The sequence below is a fragment of the Streptomyces sp. NPDC107517 genome (genome assembly GCF_055582645.1).
In genome coordinates this window covers 69879-90324 of sequence record NZ_JBVJPM010000020.1, presented here as the reverse complement: position 1 = coordinate 90324, position 20446 = coordinate 69879, and the positions used below count along the sequence as shown (strand labels likewise).

The following is a 20446-nucleotide window of genomic DNA, read 5'->3' as shown; positions in this document are numbered from 1 at the left end:
CTCGTGCCCACGGGCCGGACGGCGAAGTTCTTCCGGAGCCCAGCCCCTCTCCGGGCGTGCATGTGCGTGGCCGGATGGCGGATCTGCTGCGATGCTGCCCTCATGGGGACAAGACCGCGGCGCAGCCAGGCCGAGCGGGACGAGATCACTGTCGAGATCGGCTATGCACTGTTCAGCGCGTGCTTCCTCGGTGGCATCGTCTTCGCGACGATCGCCGGCCCCGCCTTCGTCTGGCGCCTCCCTCCCACTGTCGAGCACTCATTGGTGGCCACGGGGACTGTGGCCGGCGGCGTGCTGGCAGTGATGCGCGTCGTCCACGTCCTGTGGCGATTCGACTCGCAACACCGCTGACGGACAACCAGGCGCGGGCGGCCGCCGCATCAGCACGTCCGGCGGTAGGGAACGTCAGAAGTGTGCGCGGGTGAAGAACCTGCCGTTCTCGTGCACCGCAGTGAACGCTGAGCCGTCGGGGCTGAAGGGCCGGGGCTGAGGGCCTGACTCATTGCCCGCCGAGTCGGAGCGCGCCGACCACGTACAGGCTCCCGGATACCGTCGTCAGCAGAAATGCGAGAGTCGTGTGGACGACGAGACCTCGTCCCGGGGCAAGGCCCAGGTATGCCCGTGCCGCGCGGCTCACCCGGGGTCGGGGGACCCCTCGCGCGGCGTTCGCGTCGGCCTTCTCGATCGCTCGGCGAAGTTTGCCGCGGGCTCTCTTCGTCGTGATGCCCAGGCGCACACCATGGACGTCGCACACCACGAGGGTGCGGTGCGCGCCGCTGTACGAAAAGGTCGTGAGCAGGCGGACGGTGGTGATCAGGTTCAGGTCCACGGACCGTTCGCCGGTCAGGGTGTGCGCGGTCAGGTGCGACGACGAGTGTCGGAACGGGGCTCGTTCCTCGCACAGTTCGGTGAGGAGGAGGAACCCGGTGGTCGCGCACAGCAGGCCGAGCATGATCGGTGTGGCTTCGGGGACCGCCCCGGTACGGGCCAGTCCGTAGCCGGCGAGGGGCAGCAGAAGAACAGCCACCGCCAGTCCGGATCCCACGCGCGCACGCACCACGCTGCGGGTTGTACTCGCTTCCACTGACGCCCCCGTTTCAGCCGACCGGCACCAGCATGCCTGTGATGTGGGTTGTGGCGCACTGCCGATGTCCGGCAATCTTCGGGATCCCCCAGGAGCAGGAGCGGGACGCAGCACCGCAGGCGTCGCACAGCGCGTCGCCACCGCCTGAAGGATGTGCTCGTCCGGGAGAGCCAGAGGTGCCCGCCACCGGAGAACAAGAAAGGCAAGGAGGACTTCCCACTCCTTGCCACTCTCAACTTATAGCGCACCGGGGGGCTTGCGGCAAGGCCCCCACCTTGCCGCACAATCGCTGGCCGAAGCCCGAACCCTGCGGAAATGGGAGATCAACGAAGTGCATGTGCTGTTGTCGGTTCATGGGTCGTGCGGTGGCGTGGCGCCGGTGCGGGTGCTCGGCGCCGGGGCGCCGGTGGGCGCCGCGTCGGACTTCGCAGGCGTGACCTCGGATCGGAGCTGATGACATTGACCTCCACGACCACCCGTGCGTTCGACCTTCCCGAGCGTCTTTCCGCGAAGGCCGATGCGACGCTGATCGCCGGCGATGAGCAGCACTTCGCGGCCGTCGCGAGCAGCCTCGACCAGACGATCACCGAGCTCTCCGACCGTCTCGACGTCCTGCGCAAGGCGCCCGGCGGCATCGGCCGCGAGGCGATGGACCGGGACTCGGAGATCCACCGGCTGACCGGCCGCCTGCGCGCCCTGCGCCGCTTCGGCCTGGACCTGTGCCTGGGCCGTGTCGTCGGCGCGGACGACGCCGGGCCCCTGTACATCGGGCGGCTCGGCCTCACCGACAGCGAGGGCCGCCGACTGCTCGTCGACTGGCGCTCACCCGCCGCCGAGCCGTTCTTCGCGGCGACGCACGCCAACCCGATGGGCCTGGCGAGCCGTCGCCGGTACCGCTGGACCGGCGGCCGGATCAGTGACTACTGGGACGAGGTGTTCACCGCCGACGGCCTGGAACAGCGGGCCGCTCTCGACGACCAGTCCGCGTTCATCGCCAGCCTGGGCGGCAACCGTTCGGCCCGTATGCGTGACGTCCTCGGCACCATCCAGGCCGACCAGGACGCCATCATCCGCGCCGGTTCGCGCGGAGCGCTCGTCGTCGACGGCGGGCCCGGCACGGGCAAGACCGTCGTCGCCCTGCACCGTTCCGCGTACCTCCTCTACTCCGACCCGCGCCTCAGCCACCGTCGGGGCGGTGTGCTGTTCGTCGGTCCGCACCGGCCCTACCTGGACTACGTGGCCGATGTCCTGCCGAGCCTCGGAGAGGAGGGCGTGCAGACCTGCATCCTGCCGGACCTCGTCACCGAGGGCGCGACGGCGGAGGCCGAGACCGACCCGGACGTGGCCCGCCTGAAGTCGTCGGCGGACATGGTGCGGGCGATCGAGAAGGCCGTCAGGTTCTACGAGGAGCCGCCCACCAAGGGCATGACCGCCACGACCGCCTGGTCCGACATCTGGGTGAGCGCCGACGACTGGGCCGAAGCGTTCAAGGCTCCGGGTCCGGGCGCCGCGCACAACGAGGCGCGCGAGCAGGTCTGGGAGGAACTGGCCACGATCCTCATGGACAAGCAGGGTATGGACGAGGACGAGGACGGCGTCTCGCCCGATCTGTTCCTGCGGTCGCTGCGGCAGGACAGGGATCTGGTCGCGGCCCTCAACAGCGCGTGGCCGCTGCTCGAGGCCGCCGACCTCGTCTCCGATCTCTGGACGGTCCCCGCCTACCTGCGGATGTGTGCCCCCTGGCTCGGCCGCGACGACGTGGCGAAGCTGCAGCGCAAGGACGCACCCCAGGCCTGGACGGTGTCCGACCTGCCGCTCCTTGACGCGGCTCGGCAGCGCCTCGGTGACCCGGAGGCGGCACGGCGCAAGCGGCAGCACGACGCGGCCGTCGCCGCCGAGCGTGAGCGCATGGCCCTCGTCATCGACGACATCATCTCGGCGGCCGACTTCAACTCGGCCGGCGACGACAGCGAGGGCGCGGTGCGGATGCTGCGCGGGAAGGACCTCCAGGACAGCCTGATCGACGAGAGCGCGCTGCCCACGGCCGACCCGGACCGGCTCGCGGGACCGTTCGCCCACATCGTCGTGGACGAGGCCCAGGAACTGACCGACGCGGAGTGGCAGATGCTGCTGCTCCGCTGTCCGTCGCGGAGTTTCACCATCGTCGGGGACCGTGCTCAGGCGAGGCACGGGTTCACGGAGTCGTGGGAGGAGCGCCTGGAGCGGGCCGGGCTCGACCGGATCAAGATGGCCTCCCTGAGCATCAACTACCGCACGCCGGAGGAGGTCATGACGCAGGCCGAGCCGGTCATCCGGGCCGAGCTCCCCGACGCCAATGTGCCGACGTCCGTCCGCAGCAGCGGCGTCCCCGTCGTCCACGGACCGGTCACGGACCTGGACTCGATCCTCGGCACCTGGCTCGCCGCGCACGACGACGGGATCGCCTGCGTCATCGGCGACCCCACGTTCCGGGCGACGTCACGCGTCCGGTCCCTGACCCCGGAGCTGTCGAAGGGCCTCGAATTCGATCTGGTCGTGCTCATCGATCCGGAGGAGTTCGGCGACGGCATCGAAGGAGCGGTCGACCGCTATGTGGCGATGACCCGGGCGACGCAGCAGCTCGTCATCCTGACGAGTTCCGTCCTGACGAGTTCCTGACCGAGGAGGGACAGGCCGCCGTGATCGCCGCTCGGTGATCGTGCGGATCGCCGCCGAGGTTCCCGGATGTGCCCGGCCCGCCACGTGCATGGCGGGCCGGGCATACGACATACGACGTACGACATACGACGTACGACATGCGCCTCTCACATGCGGTCGTCTGCAAGACGGACCGGCTCCTCCTGCCCCGCCAGGGTGCGCGGCATCGGCAGTGCGCCGTCTCCCGGCACGGGCCCGGCGCCGGATGCGGCTCGCCCCCAGGTCCCCGCCTCCACCTCCCGTCTGCACCCAGGGCTCTACAAAAGGGGTCCTGCGGTCATACCGGGGGATGACCGGCCACCGAGTCCGACTACCGCAGGCGTGGGCCGGAGTCAGGCCCGGAGGCTGACATCCGGGCTCCGGAATGCGGCGACGATAGAGGGAGAAATCCTGCTGACTTCCCTGACGTGCCATGGCACCGCCGGGCGGTCGCCCCTGCCTCCGCCTCCACCCGACGGGAGTCTCTTTCGCCGTGGCTACCTTCCTTTACAAACTAGGGCGCCTCTCCTTCAGGCGGCGCCGCTATGTGGCGCTCCTGTGGGTGCTGCTCCTGGGCGGCATCGGATACGCGTCCTCGGCCGCGCCCGCGCCGCCCGCCGACTCGTTCTCCATGCCGGGCACGGACTCGCAGAAGGCCTTCGACCTGCTCGACGAGCGCTTCCCCGCCGCCAGCGCGGAGGGCGCCACCGCCCGCGTCGTCATCCGCGCGCCGGAGGGCGAGAAGATAACCGACCCCGCCGCGAAGGCCGAGGTCAACCAGCTCGTCACAGCGCTCGGCAAGGGTCCGCAGGTCGCCGGTGTGGCCGACCCGTACAAGGCGAACGCCGTCAGCAAGGACGGCACCACCGCGTACGCGTCCGTCACCTACAAGGTGATCTCGACGGAGCTCACGGACAAGACGCACGACGCGCTGACCGACGCCACCGACAAGACCCGCGCCGAGGGCTTCAAGGTCGAGACGGGCGGTGACGCCGTCCAGGCCGAGCAGGAGATGGGCGGCTCCGCCGAGCTCATCGGCATCGCCGTCTCCGCGGTCGTCCTCGTCATCACCTTCGGCTCGCTGATCGCCGCCGGCCTTCCGCTGCTGACCGCCATCATCGGCGTCGGGATCGGTGTCTCCGGCATCGCCGCCCTGGGCAGCGTCCTCAACCTCTCGGGCACGACCTCGACGCTGGCGATGATGATCGGGCTCGCGGTCGGGATCGACTACGCCCTCTTCATCGTCTCCCGCTACCGCGCCGAGATAGCCGAAGGCCGGGAACCGGAGGAAGCGGCGGGCCGGGCCACCGGTACCGCGGGCTCCGCCGTGGTCTTCGCCGGACTGACCGTCATCGTGGCTCTCGCGGGTCTGTCGGTCGTCAACATCCCCATGCTCACCAAGATGGGCCTCGCAGCGGCGGCCACGGTGGCCATCGCCGTACTCATCGCGCTGACCATGATCCCCGCGCTGCTCGGTTTCGCGGGCAAGCGCGCCCTGCGCCGCAGGGACCGCAAGAACCTCGCGAAGCCGGCCGCCGAGCACAGTGCCAGGGATGCCAAGGACGCCAAGCCCAACCTAGGCACCCGCTGGGCGCGCCTCGTGCTGCGCCGCCCCGTCACCGTGCTGCTGATCGGTGTACTCGGCCTGGGCGCGGTCGCCATCCCGGCGACGAGTCTGGAGCTCGGGCTGCCCGACGAAGGGACCTCGGCGCCGGACACCACGCAGCGCAAGGCGTACGACATGCTGTCCGAGTCGTTCGGGGCGGGCTTCAACGGCCCGCTGATGGTCACCGTCGACACGGGCGGAGCCAAGAACGCTGCCGCCGCCGCCAAGACGGTGGGCACGTCCCTCGCCAAGGTCGACGGCGTCGCGGCGGTCACCCCCGCCTCGGTGAACCCGGCCGGTGACACCGCGATCATCACGGTCGTCCCGACGACCGGACCGAGCGACCACAAGACCGAGGAACTCGTCAAGACGATCAGGTCCACCGCGAGCGGCCTGGAGGCGGACACCGATTCCGACGTCCTGGTCACCGGGCAGACGGCGATGACCATCGACTTCTCCCAGACCCTCGACGACGCGCTCCTGCCCTACCTGGGTCTCGTCGTCGGGCTCGCCTTCCTGATCCTGATGCTGGTCTTCCGCTCGGTCCTCGTCCCGCTGAAGGCGGCCCTCGGCTTCCTGCTGTCGGTCGCCGCGGCGCTCGGCGCAGTCGTCGCCGTGTTCCAGTGGGGCTGGCTCGCGGACATCGTCGGCGTCGACCAGCCGGGCCCCATCATGTCGATGATGCCGATCTTCATGATCGGCGTGGTGTTCGGCCTGGCGATGGACTACGAGGTCTTCCTCGTGACACGGATGCGCGAGGCGTACGTCCATGGGGCGCGCCCCGCCGAGGCGGTCGTGACCGGCTTCAAGCATGGCGGCCGGGTCGTCGGCGCGGCGGCGATCATCATGATGAGCGTCTTCTCCGGGTTCATCATGGAGAACAACGACATGATCAAGATGATGGGCTTCGGGCTCGCCATCGCGGTCTTCTTCGACGCGTTCGTCGTCCGTATGGCGATCGTCCCGGCGGTACTCGCCCTGCTCGGCAAGTCTGCCTGGTGGCTGCCGCGATGGCTCGACAAGATCCTGCCCAACGTGGATGTCGAGGGCGAGAAACTGCACAAGACCCTCGCCCCGTCGTCGTCACCGGCGGCCGAGGAGGAGCGGGAGCTGGAGCCCGCACGCGGCTGATCCCACGGTCCCGCCCGATCCGGGGCCCCTCCCCACCGCAAGACCGCCGCCCCGGTGATCACAGTCACCGGGGCGGCGGTCGCCGCGGCGCCTTCAGCGGCGGAGCATCGACATCAGCTGCCCGTGCGTCTCGGCGTCGGCGGCCACCACAAGTCCCCGCCCCGCAGGCCCAGTCGGGGCGCCGTCGACCCCAGTGACTACGCAGCCGGCGGCCCGGCACAGTGCGATCCCCGCGGCGAAATGCACACTCTCGGTGAGGTCACCGCCATCAGTGACGTACGCTGCGCGCTTGCCGGCCGCGACCCAGGCCAGCGCCAGCGTCGTCGACACGACCCGCGGCCGGAACCGCTCGGCGAACGCGGGGTGGGCCAGCAGGTCGACGGCCCGGAAGCCGGGCCGGTTGATGAACGGCGGGTCCAGATTGACGTCCACGAGCGAGGTGCCGGATGTCGGGGCCAGCGGCTCGTCCACCCCGTCGCGCCGCACCCACGCGCTCGTCCCGTCCGTGAAGAACACCTCGCCGCTGAACGGGTCGGCCACCGCCGCCGCCCCATCGCGCAGCGCCACGTTGACGGCGACGAGCATGCTGCCGACGGCGTAGTTCAGCGTGCCGCAGAGGGGATCCACCAGCCACTGGCGCGCGGCGCCGTCCGTGCCGTGTCGCCCGCCTTCCTCACCGAGTACCGCGTCGTCGGGGCGGGCGGCGCGGATGACGTCGACGATGGCCTTCTCGGCCTCCACGTCGGCGGCGGTGGCAAAGTCACCCGCGCCCTTGTCGATGCGGGTGAGGCGTAGCCCGTACAGGCTGCGCACCACGTCGGCACCGGCATTCGCCGCGGCTATGGCGACCACGGAATCGTCAGAACGCACAGATGAGTTGATCACGCGGTGCAGCGTATCGGGCAGTGCCGGAGCCGGCGGCGGAAAGCCCGCCGCCGGCTCCAGCACCGGTACGTGTCGCGTGGTGGACGGGTCGCTACGAAGCCACTCGGCGCGTTCCGGCTTCCACAGCGCTCGGCTCCGTCAGGCCCAAGTGGTCGCGCAGGGTGGTGCCCTCGTACTCCGTGCGGTACACCCCGCGCTCCTGGAGCAGCGGAACGACGGTGTCGGCGAAGACGTCGAGGCCGCCCGGGGTGGTGTGCGGGACGAGGATGAAGCCGTCGGCCGCGTCCGCCTGGACGAAGTCGTCGATCGTCTCGGCGACCGTGGCCGCAGAGCCCACGAACGACTGGCGGTTGCCCGTCTCGATGACGAGATCCCGGATCGACCACTTGTTGGCGGCGGCGCGCTCCCGCCACTCGCGGGCTGTGGCCAGCGGGTCACGGTACATGCGGACCTGGGCGCGGCCGCGAGCGATGGTGTGCTCGCCGAGGTCGGGGTCGATCTCGGGGAGCGGCCCGTCCGGGTCGTAGCCGGACAGGTCACGGTTCCAGACGAACTCCAGGTGCTTGATGGCGGTGGCGCCGCTGACCTGCTGTCGGCGTACCTCGCGGGCCAGTTCCGCCGCCTCGGCGTCACTCTCGCCGAGCACGAAGGTCGCGGCGGGCAGGATCAGGAGCTGGTCGTGCGTACGGCCGTGACGGGACAGGCGGCCCTTGACGTCCGTGTAGAACGCCTGCCCCTCCTTGAGGGTGCTGTACCGGCTGAAGATCGCGTCGGCGCTCGACGCGGCGAACTCCCGCCCCTCGTCGGAGTCGCCTGCCTGGAAGATCACCGGGCGGCCCTGGGGGCTGCGGGGTACGTTGAACCGCCCGCTGATGTCGAAGTGCTGTCCCTGGTGGACGAAGGCTCCGGCCCGGGCGTCGCGCAGGAAGGTGCCGCTCGCCCGATCCGCGACGATCTCGTCGCCGCGCCACGAGTCGAAGAGCTCGCTCGCGGTGGTCAGGAACTCCTTGGCCCGCGAGTACCGCTCGTCCTGCGGCAGGAACCCGCCGCGCCGGAAGTTCTCGCCGGTGAACGCGTCCCAGGAGGTGACGACGTTCCACGCGGCACGCCCGTCCGAGAGGTGGTCGAGGCTGGCGAACTGGCGGGCGACCTCGTAGGGCTCGTTGAAGGTCGAGTTGATGGTGCCGGTCAGGCCGAGGCGCTCGGTGACCGCGGCGAGCGCGGTGAGGATCGTGAACGTGTCGGGTCGCCCCACGACATCCAAGTCGTAGATCTCTCCGGCCTGTTCACGCAGGCGCAGCCCTTCGGCCAGAAACAGAAAGTCGAACTTGGCCCGCTCGGCCGTCTGCGCGAAGTGGGCGAAGGAGCTGAACTCGACGTGGCTGCCGGCCTTGGGGTCGCTCCATACGGTGGTGTTGTTGACGCCCGGGAAGTGGGCCGCGAGGTGGATCTGCTTGCGAGGCATGGTCTGTGCTCCCTCCGGCTCAGACGGTGGCGGCGTAGCGGTTGGCGGGGCGCGCGAGCCCGAGGAGTCCGCGCAGCGTGTCGGCCTCGTACGCGCTCCGGAACGCCCCGCGCCGCTGCAGCTCGGGGACGAGTTCCTGGGCGATCGCGGGCAGATCGTGGCCGACGACGGCGGGACGCAGCCGGAATCCGGTGAGGCCCGCCGACTGCAACTCCTGGAGCAGATCGGCCAGTTGTGCGGGGGTACCCGTGAAGATCCGGGCGTCGCTGGTGTACGTGTGGCCCGCCAGGCCGTCGAGGCGTTCACGCCGAGCAGCCGCCGCGGCCGGGTCGTCGTCCAGGAAGACCACGAGATCTCCGAAGACGTGGACGGGCTCGTCCGAGCGTCCGGCCGCGGCCTGTGCCGTACGGATCCCGTCGACGACGGCACGCGCCTGGTCCGCGTCGTGCGGGGTCACGTATCCGATGTCGGCGGAGCGTGCGACGAGTTGGAACGGCACGCTCCGGTGAGCCAGGGCGCTGACGACCGGCTGTCCCTGGGGCGGACGTGGCGTGATCGAGGGGCCCTTGACGCTGAAGTGCCTGCCCTCGAAGTCGATGTAGTGCAGCTTGTCGCGGTCGATGAAGCGGCCGGTGGCGACGTCCCTGATCTCGGCGTCGTCCTCCCAGCTGTCCCACAGCCGGCGCACCGCTTCGACGTAGTCGGAGGCCTCGTCGAAGAGGTCGTCCGTCAGCTCCTTCGCCTCGGGGCTGTCCAGGTCCTCGGTGCGCAGGGCGGGAAACGTACGGCGTCCGAAGTGCGCGGCCTCGTTCCGGCGTGCCGACACCTGTACGCGTAGACCCGCGCGGCCGGAGCTCACATAGTCGAGGGTGGCGATCGCTTTGGAGATGTGGAACGGCTCCGTGTGTGTGGCGACCACGGTCGGCACAAGCCCTATGTGCCGGGTCAGCGGGGCGACGCGGGCGGCGATGAGCACGGCGTCGAGGCGCCCGCGGACCTGGTCGGTGCGGGCGTCGGGTTCCGTGAAGTGCGAGGACTGGAGCCCGAGTCCGTCCTCGATCGTCACGAAGTCGAGCAGCCCGCGCTCGGCCTCCTGGACGAGGTCGGCCCAGTAGCGGGCGGTGAACAGCTCCCGGGGCCGGGACACTGGCTCACGCCAGGCTGCCGGGTGCCAGCCTGCGCCGTCGAGAGCAACGGCCAGGTGCAGCAGGGGGATTGAAGTGGGCAGCGAAGAAGACGAGGACACGAAAGGGTGCCTTCCTGATCGACCGTACGAGATGAGCGACCCTCGGGCGGAGGGTGCGACGGCGAAGAATCCGATCAGGAACAACAGAGTGCGCCGGCCACGCGCTGGAGGTCGATATGGGCCCGGGTGTACAGGTGCACCGGGCGGTACGGGGCGAGGGCCAGGGCGCACAGGCGGGACTCCTGGGTCATGAACGCCCCCTCCCCCTCATCGCCGGTGCACACGGCATTGTCAGCAACAACGGTCGGCCCCCGTCGTCTGTTCCCGCTTCGGGCCCGGCTCTCACACGGAACCCTGTGTGTTGCCACCGGGGAGGCCCAGGACTCCCCGCGCCAGGTCAGTCCTCGGCCCGGTGGAGCCGGATCTCACGGTTCACGAAGAGGTGCACGTATCCGCACTTCCAGCAGATCAGACCCGTCGCCGTCTCGTCCGCCCACGCCAGCTTCATGAATTCCATGCCGGTGCTGTTGAGCTTGACGCCCCGCTCACGGAAGAGTTCGCTGCGGCACACCTGGCAGGTGATCCACATCTCCCCCAGCGACGCGCGTACCGGCTTGGCCATGGTCGTACTCCCCCGAGTCGTCACCCCACACCCGAACCGAGTGGGGTGATCACCTTATATTCGGGTGCTCGTGGCCGATGAGGAGGGTGATGGGCGCCCGTCACCGGGCGAGGGAACCGACCCAGTCCTCGACGGTGACGACCTCCGCCCACTGTGGGAACAGCTTCTCGATGAGAGTCCGGTGCACCTCTGGGTCGAGGTCGAGGCAGGCGTCCGACAGGACGGTGAGGCCGAAATCCAGGTCGTTGGCCTGGCACAGGGTGTGCAGCACCACGCCACTGGTGGCGATGCCCGCCAGCACAAGGCTGTTGATGTCGCGCGCCCTGAGCACGGAGTCGAGGTCGCTGCCCGAGAACGCGCTCGCCCGTCTCTTGGTGACCACGATGTCGCCCGGCCGGGGCGCCACATCGTCGTGGATCTCGGTGCCGGGAGCGCCGTCGGTGAACAGGCCCGCCTGCAGCACGGTGGCGAGCGTCCTGTTGCGCGGGCTGACTTCCGGCTGACCAGGCCGTAGCCGCATGACCACGTAGATCACGGGGATACCCGCCGCGCGAGCGCCCTCGATCGCCGCTTTCAGGCGGGCCGGACAGCCCGACCCGTCGTCGGCGATCCGGACGACGTCCCGCTGGACGTCCATCACGAGCAGAGCGCTGTTCTCCTTCGCCATGCTTGCTGCCCCTTCCCTCACAGTGGCCCTCGAGCGGGCCTCCATGGAATCAGAAGAGGGTGAGAAGCAGGGTCCGGTGCAGTGAAGAGTTCACCGCGCACCGGATCCGGTGTCCGAGCCACGCCGTGCCGCCAGATGGCGCCAGGGCCGTGCACCGGAATCGGCCGGTGTGCCGTCCAGGATGCGGGCCGTGCTCGTGGCCGGTTCGAGGATGACCGTGGCCAGGCTTGCCCACCGCTGTCCCTCGGGAAGATTCATGTCGGGCAGGCAGGTGAGCGCCGCCTCGCCCTCCCCCGATACGAGGAGGGCGACGAGTTCGTCCGGTGACTGCGGCAACGCGGTGGGCGCCAGGCGGCTGCGGATGAGGTCGTAGCGCTCGCCGGAATCCGGCTGGTAGAGCCAGGTCTTCTCGCCGACGGCAGGGGCCGGCGTGAGGAAGTGGTTGGTGCGCACGAGCGTGCCCGGGCCGGAATCCACCGCGAACACACCCTCGGGACTCAGGTCGAGGAGTACGGCCTCGGAGGTGTCGAAGAGGGCGAACGATCCCGACGAGGCGATCGGAGCGCCGCGCACGATCTCCACGGCCTTCGCCACGCTCCCCGCTTCCTCCAGGACGACGGCGGCCAGGACGTGCATGGGGATGCCGCCGATGCCGTCGCGACGGTGGCCGAGGATGTTGAAGTGCAGTGCGAGGCCTGCGCTGTTGATGCCGATCTTGGCGAGGATGCCGTGCTCGGTGAGGCCGACGACGTCGTGGGTGCCTCCGCGGGATTCCAGGGTGTGCCAGAAGGGGTTCAACTCGACGTGCCAGTCCCACGTCTGGACGCCGAAAGCGGCGAATGCGCCATCCGTGCGGCGGACGATCGTCGAGCACTCGCCGGGTGGGACGGTGGCGCTGCGGGCGAGTATCTCGGTGCGTGCGTTGAGGGCCGCGATGCGCCACACGTCGAGACCGGCACCGTGCGCTATGCCCTCGATCTCCGCCCGCGCATGGGGGCGGAACGCGTCGATGGCGTCGAGAGCACGCTCGGCGTCGTCGCGGACCTGCTGCGGGCCGATGCCGCCGAGACGGAAGAAGCGGTCGTACGCGGCGACCCCTCCGGGAAGGGTGTCGCGCAGTCGCTCACCGCGGGCGGCTCCGCGCGCGAACGGGTCGGACGACGCGACCTCGACGTGGAGGCGTTCGGCGGGACGGGTGATCATGACTGCCTGCTCCTCGGAGAAAGTGGGGATTTGGCGGGTGCGGGGATGTCGGGGCGTTGCGTGGGGGCTGCGGCGCGTCGGTCACTCGCCCGGTTCCGCGATCACCGCGCGGCGCCGCGTGCGCCCCAACCCTCCATATACGGCGGCCGAGACCACGAGTCCCGCGATGAGGGACAGGTTCGCGCCGCCGAGCAACGACGAGACGGGGCCGGTCCAGAAGCTCGTACTCACGCACAGGACCCCGGCGAGAGCGCCGGCGACGAACCCCGCCACTCCCGCCCGGTGCACGCCCGCGTCGTACCAGAACGGGCTGCCGCGCCGCTCGTCGAGGAGTCGGGGACCGTCGTAGCGGTTGCGGCAGATCCAGATGTCGGCGACGTACACGCCGACGGCCGGTCCCGTGACCACCACGACGAGTTCGAGCATGGTGTTCACACTGGTCAGGAAGTCGAAGACCAGGAGTGCGTACAGCGTCATCGCCGTGGCCAGGATGCCGATGATCAGGACGGCCCGGATCCGGCCGAGCCGCACGCCGATGGACTGGAAGGTGAGACCCGCGCTGTACGCGGTGAGGCCGTTGTTGGCGACAGTGTTGAGGACGACGGCGATGACGAACACCGGGACGAACCAGCCCGGGAGTATCCCCTCGAGCGCCGCCTCCGGGTCGCTCATGTCGAGCGTGGTGGCGGCCAGGGCACCGGCGCCGGTGAAGAGCACGCTCGGCAGGAAGGCCCCCAGCGCGGTCCACCCGGCCACCGCCATCGGCTTGCTGTCGCGCGGCAGGTAGCGCGCGAGGTCAGGACTGTTGCTGTACGAGAGCGGGGTGGACGCGACGATCGAGAAGCCGCCGACGAGCGTCACCCAGAGCTGGACACCGTGCAGTGACTCGGCGGGCCGGTAGGACCAGTCGGTGTGTCCCAGTACGTAGCCGCTCAAGACGACGAACACGACCGTGAGGGCGACACTCAGCACGGAGTACAGCCGCACGATCGTGGCGTGTCCGTACACGCTGACCACGAGGGTGACCGCGGCGATGACGCAGATGATGACGCCGTCGAGCACAGTGCTGTCGGGAGCGCCGAGCCGCCGGGCGAGTCCGAACGAGGCGACCGAGGCGGCGGACCAGTTCAGCGCCAGATAGGCGGCGGAGATCAGCCAGCCGGTGAGCGCGATGACCACTTTGTTCCCGAGGATTCCGTACATGGCACGGGAGATGACCGAGCCCGTGGTGCCCGCGGCCGGTCCGCTGACGGCCAGAACTCCGGTGAGCGCCCACAGCACGTTGCCGGCGACGATCACCGCCAGCGCCTGTCCGAGGGTGAGACCCGTCAGGACCAGCGCCGCACCCACGACGAGGCTCAGGTAGCTCACATTGGGCGCCGCCCAGACCGCGAACAGCTCCTGCGGCCGGCCGTGCCGCTCCTCCTCGGGGATGTAGTCGATCCCGTGCGCTTCCAGCTGTCCGGCCTGCTCCACGGCCTTGGCCGCGTCACTGCCGACGGTGGCTGTCAGGTCTCTGGTCGCCATCGCGTCCTCCCTTGAAGCGTCACGGCATGACCGATCGACCATATTGGTCGCATGCCCAATAGAGGAGATCTAATAGCGGAGGGTCGCGAGACGTCAAGGGTTCACCGGAAATACGGTCTCGATACAGCGGAAGCGGCACCCTCGATACGCCATGGTCAGGCGGCAGCGGACTCTGACGGGCGCCTCGGCCCTGACGCCCGCCAGGAGAACGATCACGTCACGGACGGCGACGACGGAGGCACCCGCGAGAGCCGCCGGAGCGGCCCGACCTGCCCGAGCCACCAGGCAGGAACGAGCGGATGCCCGCCGCTCGGCATGCGACGACTCGTCCCCGACCTGGCGGCCCCGTGCGTGACGTCGTGGGCTACGCGGCCGGCTTGCCCGGCTGGTCGTGGGTCGAGCAGTGGATTCCGCCGCCGCCACCCGCGATGGTGTCGATCTTCACGGGCACGATGTCACGCGTCGGGAAGTGGTCCTGGAGGATCCCCTTCGCGCGGTCGTCGGCCCGGGCGTCGCCGAAGCGCGGCATGAACACGGCACCGTTGGCGACGTAGAAGTTCGCGTACGTCGACACGAAGTCGTCACCGCGGCCGGTGATCTTGTCGAGGTCCGGCTGAGGCAGGTCGACGACTTCCAGGCGCTTGCCGCGGGCGTCCGTGGCTTCCTTGAGGACCGACCTGGCCTGGTCCGCCGATCGCGACCACACGTCCGGCGGGCTGCCGGGGTACGCCTGGTCCACGAGAACGACGCCCGGCGCGGTGAACCTGACGAGACTGTCGACGTGGGCGTCCGTGATGTCCTGGCCCCGCACTCCGGCCAGCCAGAGCACCTTTTCGACGCCCAGAGTGCTCTTGAGTTCGGCCTCGATCCGGTCGCGGCTCTTACCGGGGTTGCGGTTCTTGTTGACCACCGAACTCTCGGTGAGCAGGAGCGTGCCCTCGCCGTCGGTCTCGAAGGAGCCGCCCTCGGCGACGAGCGGCGCCTTCGAGCGGGCGATGTCGTACTTGGCGAGCAGGAGTCGGCCGACCTGGGCGTCGTTGCGGTGCTCCTGCTTGTCGCCCCAGCCGTTGAAGTTGAAATCGACGCCCAGCAGGCGGCCGTCCGACTCCTCCACGAACACGGGGACGATGTCGCGCGCCCACAGGTCGTCCACCTCGAGAGGGATGACCTCGACCTGGGAGCCGCAGGCACGCTGGGCGGCGTCGGCCTGTTCCGGCCGGGCCATGAGCACCACTGCCTCGTACTCCGCCACGGCCCGCGCCACGCGAGCGATGTCGTCGCGCACGGCGGGCAGATCCTCGAACCACACCGATTCCAGCGCGGGCCACGACATGAACGTACGCGTGTGGCTGTCCCACTCCGCTCCGAACCTGCGGCCCGACGCCTTCGCCCCGCTCGCGGAGGATGAGGACGCAGAGGAGGTCAGTTCGTCACCCGGGCCGCAGGCCGCGGCTCCGAGGGCGAGCGCGCCGATACCGGCGAAGGAACGCAGCGCACTGCGACGGGACATGGGGGGATGGGGCACTGAGAACTCCGGAATTCAGCTGACGGGCCACTCTCAGGATTCCTGGATCCTGGAAGGTGGAGCCCTGGGGGCGGAAAATATCCGACGCCGGTTGCCTTTTTGGCTGCCTGGGCGCGTTTTCAGGTATTGGGGGCCTTTTTGATATCTGGATGCGTTGTGAGTTACCTGCGTAGGCGTGTGGGTCTACGGCACGGGTTCGTGCATGGTGGAGCAGTGGATGCCGCCGCCTCCGCCCATGAGGCGGTCGACATCGAGCTGGATCACCTCGCGCCCGGGGAACGCGCCGGAGAGGGCCTGGCGGGCGGCGTGGTCCTTCGTCCGGTCCCCGAACTGTGCCGTGATGACGGCGCCGTTGACGACATGGAAATTGAGGTACGAGTCGACGAACTGCGAGCTGCGTGAGCGGACGGTGTCGGGGCCGTCGACCTGGATGACCTGGAGTCTTCTCCCCCTGGCGTCGGTCTCGCCGGACAGGATCGCGAACTGCTCACGCGCGTCGCGGGCCCAGACGTCCCCCCTGTCGCCGGGCGGCATCTGCACCATGACGACGCCGGGGCGGATGAAGCGGGACGTGACGTCGATGTGGTTGTCGGTGATGTCCCGGCCGCGGACGCCCGGAACCCAGATCATCTTTTCGGCGCCGTATGCGTGCAGTACGGCCTCCTCGATCTCCGTCCGGCTCATTCCGCGATTGCGGTTCTTGTTGACGAGGCTGCTCTCGGTGGCCATGACCGTCCCGTCACCGTCGGTCTCGATCGAGCCGCCTTCTCCGACGAAGTCCGCCCATTCGAATTCGAGTTCATTGAATTCGGCGACCCACTCGGCCACGGCGGCGTCATCCCGGTGCGTCTGCTTGTGGCCCCACCCATTGAAGTTGAGGCCTACGGCACCACGGTTCCCGCGACCGTCGCGCCGGAAGACGGCGCACGTGTCGCGCATCCAGAGGTCGTCCGTGGGGATCGACGTGATGACGGTGACGTCCGGGCCGCAGGCAGCCCTGGCATCCTCGGCGGTGTCCTCGTCCGGGGCACACATGATGACGGGCTCATAGGCGGCTACCGTGCGGGCGATGAGGGCGATGTCCCGCTGGACCCCGGACAGCTGACGGCCCCAGATGGATCTGCTCGCCGGCCAGGACATCCAGGTCCGCACGTGCGGGACGTCGTCCGCCGGCACGTGCCATCCGTCATCGGCTGTGCTGTCGTAGCCGGCCCGACGTGAAGGGCTCGCCCCGAAGAGCGCGTCGAGCAGACGCCTGCCCAGGGGAGGTTCGTTCATGGAGGGCTCCACATCAAGTGCTGTGTAGTGAGCGGCTGTTGAGGCCACGGGATCGCCAGGGAACGGCCGTCGGCGACAGGGATCCCGCCGGGCCTCGCACGGGACGGGCCGGAAGCCTCTACGGCCTTCACCGTTCGCCCCACGCCGCGCCGGGAGCCGTCGGCCTGCCGGGCCTGTACGGCGGCCGCACTCACCCGTATCCCCCGGGGCGCAGGGCGCGACCCGGGCAGGGAGCGAGCGGAGAGGCTCGGTGTCGCCATGCATGCATTGTGGCACTGACTGGATTTTCAGTCAAAGACCGCGCCTAACCCTGCCCGTCCAGCGAACCGGTGAGGCGTGAGGCCCGACGCCTCGTACGGTCCTGCGGATCAGGCCCTGCGGATCAGGCCCTGCGGATCAGCCCCGCAGACCGGCCCCGCAGACCGGCCCCGCAGACCGGCCCCGCAGATCAGCCGCGCGGATCGGGCAGCAGCTCGCGTTCCAGAGCGGCGGCCACATGCGCCCGGGCCTCGGCGGTGGTGAGCAGGCCGGCGAGCCAGCGCCCGCTCAGCCCTTCCACCAGGGAAGTCAGCCGGACCGCGGCGGCGCGCGAGTCCACGGACGCCGGGATGTCCCCGTCGTCCTGACCGTCCTCGATCACCTCGGCCAGCTCGACGAGCCATCGTTCGGTCAGCGTCGCCAGGACCGGCCGCAGCCCTTCGTCGAAGGTGGCCGCGGCGCGCACCTCGCCCCACACCGCGGAGTTCTCCCGCACGGACCGGTCGTCCTGGAACTCCCCGGCCAGCAGTCGGAGCAGCAGCTCACGGACGGGGGCGTCATCGTCGTCGGATACGCCCGCGTACCCTTCGGCACGGTCGTTGACGTACTCCAGCGCGCTCGTGACCAGGCCCGACCGGTCGCGGAAGTGGTAGTAGATGAGGGTCTTGGACACACCCGCCTCGGCGGCGACCTCCTCGACCCGCAGTCCCCTCACTCCCCGCAGGGCGATCACTCGGCAGGTGGCTTCCAGCAGTTTGGCGCGTCGAGTACTCACGCCCGTACTGTAACCAGCAGGTCAGGGCGCCGGCGCGACGCACACCGCCGGGGCGGGCAGCACCTACCGGCGCTCCAGCCGCCCCAGTTCGGTGTCGATGGCGTCCAGCATCAGCTCGCGGGCGTGCTCCAGCGGGAGGATGCCGCTGAGCCAGCGCATGCTGATGCCCTCCACCAGAAGCGTCAGCCGCTCGGCGGAGGTGGCGAGGGTGGTGACGGTGGCCATCGGCCGTACCTGACCCAGCAGTTCGGAGATTTCCTGCACCCAGACCAGCGTCGCCCTGGCCAGGTCTTCCCGCAGATCGGGGTCGAAGATGGCGCTGGCGCGCAGCTCGCCCCACGCGGTGCTGTTCTCGCGGACGACCGGATCGTCCTGGAGCTCCAGGAGAAGGGTGCGCTCCAGCTCCTGACGTGGGGTCAGGGGCTCGGCGTCCGCGTCGCGCTCCGTGGTGTAGCGCTCGGCGCGGTCGTTGATGAACTCCAGGGTCCGGCGCAGGATCCCGGCGCGGTCCTTGAAGTGGTAGTAGATGAGCGCGGTGGACACCCCGGCCTCGGCGGCCAGCTCCTCCACCCGCAAGCCGCGCACTCCGCGGCGGGCGATGACCCGCGCGGCTGCCTCCATGATCGCTGTTCTACGGTCGCCCACGATTCCTACCCTAACCGCTTTCGCAGACCGAACCTCATCCCATATTGACTGAAACTTCAGTCACGGGCACCATGCAGTCCCATCCCCTCCCCTGTCCCGCGTGCCGCACGCAACCCCCTGTCCGTCACACCCTGAGAGAGCCACCGCATGACCTCCGACCGGCGCGGAGCGCCACCCTCCTTCGAGGCCCTGTCCGTGGACGATCCGCACGAGATCGGCGGCTACCGGCTGTGCGCCCGGCTCGGTTCGGGCGGCATGGGCCATGTCTATCTGGCCTTCACACCCGGGGGCAGGCCCGTCGCCCTGAAGGCGGTGCGCCCGGAGCTTGCCGGGGACACCGCGTTCCGCCACCGGTTCGCCCAGGAGGTGACGAACACGCGGCGCGTCCACGGCCTGTACACGGCCCCGGTCATCGACTCCGGCACCGACGCCGCGACACCGTGGCTGGCCACCGCCTACGTGCCGGGGCCCTCACTGCACGAGGTGGTCCACCGGCACGGCCCGCTGCCCGTTCCGACGGTGCTGCTGCTCATGGCCGGCATCGCCGAAGCGCTCCAGGCGATCCATGCCGCCGGCGTGGTGCATCGCGACCTCAAGCCGGCCAACGTACTGCTGGCCTCCGACGGCCCGCGGGTGATCGACTTCGGTATCGCCCGTGCCGCCGACGCCGTCGCGCTCACCAGCGCGGGTCTGCAGATCGGCACACCCGCCTTCATGGCCCCCGAGCAGGTCCTGGGCAGACCCGCCACCGACGCCACGGACGTCTTCGCGCTCGGTGCCCTCGCCGTGTACGCGGTCTGCGGTGCCCCGCCTTTCGGCAGCGGCCCCGAGTCCGCGGCCCTGTACCGGGTCGTACACGAACAGCCCGACCTCACCCACGTACCGCCCGAGCTGCAGAACTTGTTGTGGCAGTGCCTCGCGAAGACCCCCGGGGACCGGCCCACCACCGGAGCCCTGATCGAGGCCGTGCGCCACCATCCGGCCGCGGGGTCCCAGCTCCGGTTCACCGAGGGCTGGCTGCCGCACTCGGTCCGCGCCGACATAGCCAGCCGCAGCGATCTGCCCGAACCCCTCCAGCCGATGCACGCCCAGCCGACGATGACGGCCCCGGCCCGCACGGACACCGCCGTCACCGCGTCACCCGCACCGCCACCCGTGCCACGGGGACGCAGGAGGCGCCGGCGCTGGATCGTGCCGACGGCGACAGTGGCCGTCCTCATCGCCGGAGCGACGGCCTACCGCCTCAGCGACTCCACCGGGGACCCGTCGAAGGCGAACGGCCCCAGCGGGCGCGACCGAAGCTCGGCGCCACCGTCACGGCCCCACTCCCGCCGCCCTCGAAGTCGAACGCGTCGCCAGGTACCGGGTACCAGCAGGTGTACGCCGACACCGAGCTGACCTCCCCCGACCCGAGCTACGAGTTCGACCTGCGCAGCGGCACGGTCGCACCCGAGTCCACCGCCGCCTGGTACCTGGCACGTACCGCCGACGCATTCGACTTCCCCGACGACAGCGATGCGTACATCGCATACGACGACACGTTGTCCCCCGGTGGCTGCGAGGAAGGGATCGACAGCGAGCCGGTGACCGCGCTGCAGTTCGATGACCTGGAGGAATGGCGTCCGTTCTGTATCCGCAGCGCGAGCGGCAAGGACATCGCGATCGTGCATCTCGTCGACGCCCCCACGGCAAACGAGTCCGTGACGGTCTCCGTCCGCTACTACCGCAAAAGCGCCTGACGGACAGTCTCCAGACCCCCTGCCGGGCGGGGCCGCCAGACCCCCTGGCGGCCCCGCCCGGCGGATGCTCCGAGAAGTCCTGCCACACATCTTGACTGAATTTTCAGTCAGTGACATCTTCAGGTCAGCACCAGATGAACCGCCACAGAGAGCGACTCACCACCATGCACCTCG

The 20446-nt window shown here is 69.8% G+C and carries 18 protein-coding genes; 5 read left to right on the top strand and 13 right to left on the bottom strand.

The genetic code is table 11. From position 1 onward, the window contains the following. The first annotated feature begins 102 nt into the window (after nt 1-102). A complete protein-coding gene (locus ACZ67T_RS34140; RefSeq protein WP_469989250.1) occupies nt 103-351 on the top strand; it encodes a DUF6332 family protein in 249 nt (82 codons plus the stop codon). 148 nt (nt 352-499) lie between these two features. Here the strand turns inward: ACZ67T_RS34140 and ACZ67T_RS34135 are convergent, their stop codons facing one another. Then, nucleotides 500-1027: a hypothetical protein gene (locus ACZ67T_RS34135; protein ID WP_469989248.1), complete on the bottom strand. Its 528-nt coding sequence runs from the start codon at nt 1025-1027 to the stop codon at nt 500-502. Between the two features lie 510 nt (nt 1028-1537). Between ACZ67T_RS34135 and helR the strand changes: the two genes are divergently transcribed. Both helR and ACZ67T_RS34125 read left to right on the top strand, forming a co-directional pair. After that, nucleotides 1538-3742 carry an RNA polymerase recycling motor ATPase HelR gene (gene helR / locus ACZ67T_RS34130; protein ID WP_469989246.1) on the top strand — a complete coding sequence of 735 codons (2205 nt, stop codon included), beginning with the start codon at nt 1538-1540 and terminating at the stop codon, nt 3740-3742. Nucleotides 3743-4253: 511 nt separating this feature from the next. Further along, on the top strand, nt 4254-6497 hold the full coding sequence (locus ACZ67T_RS34125) for an MMPL family transporter (protein WP_469989245.1): 2244 nt from the start codon (nt 4254-4256) through the stop codon (nt 6495-6497). Nucleotides 6498-6590: 93 nt separating this feature from the next. On the opposite strand, the gene ACZ67T_RS34120 is transcribed toward ACZ67T_RS34125, so the two are convergent. From ACZ67T_RS34120 to ACZ67T_RS34065, 12 genes are all read right to left on the bottom strand, one after another. Next, complete coding sequence (locus ACZ67T_RS34120) at nt 6591-7382, bottom strand: inositol monophosphatase family protein (RefSeq protein ID WP_469989243.1); 792 nt, start codon at nt 7380-7382, stop codon at nt 6591-6593. Between the two features lie 91 nt (nt 7383-7473). Continuing rightward, nucleotides 7474-8847, bottom strand: a complete 1374-nt coding sequence (locus ACZ67T_RS34115) for an NtaA/DmoA family FMN-dependent monooxygenase (RefSeq protein WP_469989241.1) — start codon at nt 8845-8847, stop codon at nt 7474-7476. A 19-nt stretch (nt 8848-8866) separates the two neighbouring features. Next, nucleotides 8867-10093, bottom strand: coding sequence for an LLM class flavin-dependent oxidoreductase (locus tag ACZ67T_RS34110; RefSeq protein ID WP_469989239.1), 1227 nt, complete (start codon nt 10091-10093; stop codon nt 8867-8869). Nucleotides 10094-10167: 74 nt separating this feature from the next. After that, entirely contained in the window at nt 10168-10284 is a 117-nt protein-coding gene (locus ACZ67T_RS34105; protein WP_469989237.1) for a putative leader peptide, read from the bottom strand. Between the two features lie 146 nt (nt 10285-10430). Continuing rightward, a complete protein-coding gene (locus ACZ67T_RS34100) occupies nt 10431-10655 on the bottom strand; it encodes a hypothetical protein (protein WP_356083066.1) in 225 nt (74 codons plus the stop codon). Between the two features lie 100 nt (nt 10656-10755). Continuing rightward, nucleotides 10756-11322 carry a cysteine hydrolase family protein gene (locus tag ACZ67T_RS34095; RefSeq protein WP_469989235.1) on the bottom strand — a complete coding sequence of 189 codons (567 nt, stop codon included), beginning with the start codon at nt 11320-11322 and terminating at the stop codon, nt 10756-10758. A gap of 90 nt (nt 11323-11412) precedes the next feature. Beyond that, entirely contained in the window at nt 11413-12525 is a 1113-nt protein-coding gene (locus tag ACZ67T_RS34090; protein WP_469989233.1) for a C45 family autoproteolytic acyltransferase/hydolase, read from the bottom strand. Between the two features lie 81 nt (nt 12526-12606). After that, nucleotides 12607-14052 (bottom strand): purine-cytosine permease family protein, encoded by a 1446-nt coding sequence (locus ACZ67T_RS34085; protein WP_469989231.1) that lies wholly within the window; start codon nt 14050-14052, stop codon nt 12607-12609. Nucleotides 14053-14416: 364 nt separating this feature from the next. Continuing rightward, nucleotides 14417-15562 carry an agmatine deiminase family protein gene (locus ACZ67T_RS34080; protein ID WP_469989229.1) on the bottom strand — a complete coding sequence of 382 codons (1146 nt, stop codon included), beginning with the start codon at nt 15560-15562 and terminating at the stop codon, nt 14417-14419. A gap of 198 nt (nt 15563-15760) precedes the next feature. Further along, nucleotides 15761-16855 (bottom strand): agmatine deiminase family protein, encoded by a 1095-nt coding sequence (locus ACZ67T_RS34075; RefSeq protein ID WP_469989227.1) that lies wholly within the window; start codon nt 16853-16855, stop codon nt 15761-15763. Between the two features lie 448 nt (nt 16856-17303). Continuing rightward, on the bottom strand, nt 17304-17888 hold the full coding sequence (locus tag ACZ67T_RS34070) for a TetR/AcrR family transcriptional regulator (RefSeq protein WP_469989225.1): 585 nt from the start codon (nt 17886-17888) through the stop codon (nt 17304-17306). 63 nt (nt 17889-17951) lie between these two features. Further along, nucleotides 17952-18509 (bottom strand): TetR/AcrR family transcriptional regulator, encoded by a 558-nt coding sequence (locus tag ACZ67T_RS34065; protein WP_469989370.1) that lies wholly within the window; start codon nt 18507-18509, stop codon nt 17952-17954. Nucleotides 18510-18680: 171 nt separating this feature from the next. Between ACZ67T_RS34065 and ACZ67T_RS34060 the strand changes: the two genes are divergently transcribed. Beyond that, nucleotides 18681-19931 (top strand): serine/threonine-protein kinase, encoded by a 1251-nt coding sequence (locus tag ACZ67T_RS34060; protein WP_469989223.1) that lies wholly within the window; start codon nt 18681-18683, stop codon nt 19929-19931. After that, on the top strand, nt 19910-20272 hold the full coding sequence (locus tag ACZ67T_RS34055) for a hypothetical protein (RefSeq protein ID WP_469989222.1): 363 nt from the start codon (nt 19910-19912) through the stop codon (nt 20270-20272). The genes ACZ67T_RS34060 and ACZ67T_RS34055 overlap by 22 nt, the downstream gene beginning before the upstream one ends. The last annotated feature ends 174 nt before the right edge of the window (nt 20273-20446 follow it).